Genomic DNA, 2,900 nt, shown 5'->3' with positions numbered 1-2,900 from the left:
CCGGCGCCCGAAACTCTTCGCGAAAGCGGCCTGTCCGTTTACGTGATGGCTGGGTTGGAAAGCGGCCGACGAGTCCAGCGCATCGCGGGCTGTGTTGCACCACTGAAGCGGGTCATTCAGTGTGGCGACTCGACGCCGATCGAATAGCTACAACCGAGTGGGCCTGATCGAAGGGTTAGCTGAGCAAGGCCCCATAATAGACAATCGGACATCTTCTCGGCATCGCGTAGCCTTTGACAAGCAGCGCGTCCGCGACGGCGCAGATGCTGCTGGCGACAATCAGGTGGTTGGCGAGCTTAGCAAGACTGCCGGCGCCCACTGGCCGAAATGATCGACGGCGACAACGCGTCCATGCGGCTGGACCGCCCGGCCCGGCCAATCGAGCGACCGCGCCTCTTCCACAATTAGCGCTTGCTTATGGAACCTTCTGGCTGGTGTTCCATTGCAACCGAATGCAAGAAGCTGTCCAGCGCATCCGAACGCGGGCACCGTCCCCACGCTACTCATTGGTGCTGCCGATCTACAATGAGGAAGAGGTGTTGCCCCGGCTGCTCGAGCGGATCAGCGCGCTGGTCGCACAACTGGACGGAGAGACCGAGGTCATCTTCGTCGACGACGGCAGCAGCGATCGAAGCGTGCGGTACCTGCGCCGCATGGTCGCCGCCGAACCAAGCTTCCGCCTGATCGAGCTCTCACGCAACTTCGGACACCAGATCGCCATCACCGCCGGCATGGAAGCGGCCGCCGGCGAAGCCGTCATCGTCATGGATGCCGACCTGCAGGACCCGCCCGAAGTCGTTCACGACCTGGTGGCGAAGTGGAAGGAGGGTTTCGAGATCGTCTACGCAAGGCGCGTCAGGCGCGAGGGCGAAACCTGGTTCAAGCGCTTCACCGCCAGCCTCTTCTACCGCCTGCTGGAGAAGATGACCCCTGTCGACATCCCGCGCGATGTCGGCGACTTCCGCCTCGTCGGCCGCAAGGCGCTGGACACATTCAAGCGCATGCCCGAGCATGACCGCTTCGTCAGGGGCATGTTCGGCTGGATGGGCTTCAGCCAGGCGGCGGTGCCGTTCGAGCGCCCGGCGCGGACACTTGGCGAAACCAAATATCCGTTCTGGAAGATGATGCGGCTTGCGATCCACGGCATCATCAGCTTTTCAGAGCGGCCTCTGCAACTGGCGCTGTTGACCGGATTGGCGATTTCCGCTCTCGCCCTGATGTTCGGCGCCTACGCCATCCTGGCCTGGGTCCTCGAGACCGGCGTGATTGCCGGCTGGACATCCACGGTGGTGATCGTGTCGCTGCTCATTGGCATCAATCTCTTCATGACCGGCGTGATCGGGCTTTATGTCGGCAGCATCCATGCGGAGGTGAAACGGCGCCCGCTCTATGTCGTCGAAAGGCTGAGCGGCTTCGACCGACCGACGCGCGTCGCGTCCCGCGACAAGCACGCATCGTTTCGTAAGTCCGGGAACGGGGTCAAGGCGGATGTCCGAGCTCTTCGACAGTTATAGGTCCAGCTACGGCGAGGCGGTCGAGGGGTCGATCCGGTTCTCCGGGCTTCGGCATGATTTCTTCCTGCATGCCAAGGCAGAGCTTCTGCGCCGCCTGATCGTCGAGCAGGACCTTCGGCGGGGCAATGCAGGCGTGCGCGCGCTCGACGTCGGCTGCGGCGTGGGCTCGCTTCATCCCCATCTCACCGATGTCTTCGATCGCCTCGACGGCTGCGACGTGTCGGAGGAGTCGCTCTCGCGCGCCAGCAGGGAGAACCCGAGTGTCGCCTACAGTACGTGCACCACCTCGCGCCTGCCTTACGCGGATGGCATGTTTGACCTGGCGTTCGCCAGCTGCGTTGTTCACCACGTGCCGCCTGCGTCGTGGCTGGATTTCTTCCGCGAGATGCGGCGCGTCGTGCGGCGAGGCGGGCTTGCCTGCATCATCGAGCACAATCCCTATAACCCGCTGACGCGCATGGCGGTGCTGAGGTGTCCTTTCGACAAGGACGCCGTCCTGCTCAGCGCCCGCAAGGCGGCATCGCTGCTTGGGCAGGCGGACTTCCGCGATGTCCGCTGCGAGCATTTCCTGCTCCTGCCGTCGGCGAGGCCGCTTGCCGGCAAGCTGGAGCGCGCGCTAGCCGGGCTGCCGCTCGGAGCGCAATATGCCTGTGTCGCGCGTGCCTGAGCATCGTGTTGTGGCCGGTCTGAAACTCCTGGCGCGCTTCGCTTCGGTGGGCCTTGTCGCCACAATCCTCTATGCCGTCCTGACCACAGTCTTTGCCGGATCGGACTGGCTCGGCCTCGCGCCAGTGGAGGCCTCGCTCGCGGCTTACGCGGCAGCCGCCGTGTTTTCCTATCTGGCGCACAGATCCTTCACCTTCATGTCCGCCGGGTCGCACCGCTCGCAGGGGCCGCGTTTCGTGCTGCTGACGCTCGCCGGCCTCGCCGTGGCCTATGCGGCGCCGTGGCTGCTGACGGTGACGTTCGGCCTACCCCTCGTCGTTCCGGTTCTCCTCACCTGCCTGGCCATCCCGGCGCTCAATCTTCTCATGCTCGACCGCTGGGTCTTTGCCGAGCGGCGCCGGCAGGACGACGGGCCCGCCTGAGCGAGTCTTCAAAGCGCATCCAGCCGGAAAGACCTCAGTTTGATGGCGCGGTTGTAGATGTTGCTCGCATCGGCGCTTTGCGGGACGCCGTCGGGATAGTCAAAGGCCATGTCCAGCGTCGCCCTGCCGGCCAGCACGGTGTGCGGAATGACGAAGGACACCGTCGTGGGCGCGGCGCCCGACAAGATCGCCCGATGCACCTCGGTGCCATTCGCCGAAATGACGATCCTTTGCGAGGTCCGCGACGGGCGAATGACGGCGGCGAGTTCGAGCGTCGCCCGAAGCCCGTCGCGAGGCG

General features: G+C 64.6%; 3 protein-coding genes and 1 pseudogene. 3 read left to right on the top strand and 1 reads right to left on the bottom strand.

The genetic code is table 11. From position 1 onward, the window contains the following. The first annotated feature begins 452 nt into the window (after nucleotides 1-452). Genes DH10_RS11215 through DH10_RS11205 form a run of 3 tightly spaced genes read left to right on the top strand, consistent with a single transcriptional unit; the run spans nucleotide 453 to nucleotide 2,602 of the window. The gene (locus tag DH10_RS11215) at nucleotides 453-1,514 is read left to right on the top strand and encodes a glycosyltransferase family 2 protein (RefSeq protein ID WP_192247030.1); all 1,062 of its coding nucleotides are present in this window, start codon (nucleotides 453-455) and stop codon (nucleotides 1,512-1,514) included. Beyond that, the gene (locus tag DH10_RS11210) at nucleotides 1,489-2,181 is read left to right on the top strand and encodes a class I SAM-dependent methyltransferase (RefSeq protein ID WP_192247032.1); all 693 of its coding nucleotides are present in this window, start codon (nucleotides 1,489-1,491) and stop codon (nucleotides 2,179-2,181) included. Before DH10_RS11215 ends, DH10_RS11210 begins: the two co-directional genes overlap by 26 nt. Continuing rightward, entirely contained in the window at nucleotides 2,159-2,602 is a 444-nt protein-coding gene (locus DH10_RS11205) for a GtrA family protein (protein ID WP_192247034.1), read from the top strand. The genes DH10_RS11210 and DH10_RS11205 overlap by 23 nt, the downstream gene beginning before the upstream one ends. A gap of 8 nt (nucleotides 2,603-2,610) precedes the next feature. Here DH10_RS11205 and DH10_RS11200 read toward each other — a convergent pair. After that, nucleotides 2,611-2,900 (bottom strand): annotated as a pseudogene (locus DH10_RS11200) (hypothetical protein); the annotation flags it as partial.

Origin of the sequence: Mesorhizobium silamurunense, assembly GCF_014843825.1 — a bacterium.
Lineage (GTDB): Bacteria > Pseudomonadota > Alphaproteobacteria > Rhizobiales > Rhizobiaceae > Mesorhizobium > Mesorhizobium silamurunense.
The sequence above is the reverse complement of the archived record's forward strand: the minus strand, read 5'-3'. Positions and strand labels throughout refer to the sequence as shown.

What these genes read in the sequence shown, in the direction of transcription:
- DH10_RS11210 (WP_192247032.1), top strand. Translation starts at nt 1,489, where the DNA reads ATGTCCGAGCTCTTCGACAGTTATAGGTCCAGCTACGGCGAGGCGGTC.
- DH10_RS11215 (WP_192247030.1), top strand. Translation starts at nt 453, where the DNA reads ATGCAAGAAGCTGTCCAGCGCATCCGAACGCGGGCACCGTCCCCACGC.
- DH10_RS11205 (WP_192247034.1), top strand. Translation starts at nt 2,159, where the DNA reads ATGCCTGTGTCGCGCGTGCCTGAGCATCGTGTTGTGGCCGGTCTGAAA.